This is a genomic window from Mycobacterium sp. 050272 (assembly GCF_039023525.1).
GTDB lineage: Bacteria > Actinomycetota > Actinomycetes > Mycobacteriales > Mycobacteriaceae > Mycobacterium.
Window position 1 is genome coordinate 1 of record NZ_JBCHKV010000060.1, and the last position, 1,115, is coordinate 1,115.

Below are 1,115 nucleotides of genomic sequence, written 5' to 3' on the forward strand. Positions count from 1 at the left end.
TGTTGCGGGTCATGACGTTGTAGACGCCGACATGGTCGGGATGTGAGGAGGACGGGTCCTTCGGCGGCAGGATGAGAAATCGCCAAACCCCTCGTCCTGAGCCTGAAGGAACCCGTCCATGACTCACGGTAATGCCCCGCTGTCTGTTGAAGGCCGTCGTCGTCTGGTTGCGCGCTGCGCCAACCGTCCCATTGCCCATGTGGCTGCCGAGATGGGGATCTCACGGGCGTGTGCTTCCAAGTGGGTCAATCGGTTCCGGCAGTTCGGCGAGTTGGGCCTATACGACCGCTCATCGGCTCCGGCGCGCCAGCCCACGGCGACCCCGGCCGAGGTCATCAGGGTGATCGAGGCGATGCGCCGGAGCCGCAAGTGGTCTGCGGCGCGGATCGCCTTCGAACTGAACGCGGGCGGCATCGTGATCAGCCGGCGCACCGTGAGCCGGCAGTTGGTTGCGCTGGGTTTGCATCGGCGCAGGTTCCTCGATCCCGGCGGGGATCTGAACCGGGTACCGCAACCCATCACCGCCCGCCACCCCGGACACATGGTGCACGTCGACGTCAAGAAGGTCGGCCGCATCCCCGACGGCGGTGGGTGGCGGGTGCACGGCAAGGGCAGCGCCCAGGCCAAAGCCGTGGCGGTGGCCACCGCAGCAGGCAAGCGAGCCGGTTATGTGTATCTGCATTCCGCCGTGGATGGCTACTCCCGGTTGACTTACACCGAAGCACTCACCGATGAAAAGGCCATCACGGCAATCGGGTTCATGCACCGGGCCCGGGTCTGGTTCGCTGCGCACGGGATTGACCGCATCCAACGGATCGTCACCGATAACGGCTCTTGCTACCGCGCCAAGGACTTCGCTCGCGTCCTGCATGGCGCACGCCACCAGCGCATCACGCCCTACACCCCGCGTCACAACGGCAAGGTGGAGAGATATCACCGCATCCTGGCTGAGGAATTCCTCTACGCCCGCACCTGGACCTCAGAAGCCCAGCGCGCCGAAGCACTCAAGGTCTGGAACATCCACTTCAACTACCATCGACCACACTCTGCCGCCGACGGCCAACCACCAGCATCACGACTCACCACCGGCGTCACCAACGTGCTGTCCTCCTACA

1 protein-coding gene is annotated in these 1,115 nt (G+C 64.7%); it reads left to right on the forward strand.

Annotation, left to right across the window (positions count from 1 at the left end):
• Positions 1 to 118: 118 nt before the first annotated feature.
• Positions 119 to 1,115, forward strand: a 997-nt coding sequence (locus tag AAHS21_RS31955; RefSeq protein WP_342931261.1) for an IS481 family transposase, incomplete at its 3' end; no start/stop codon positions are given.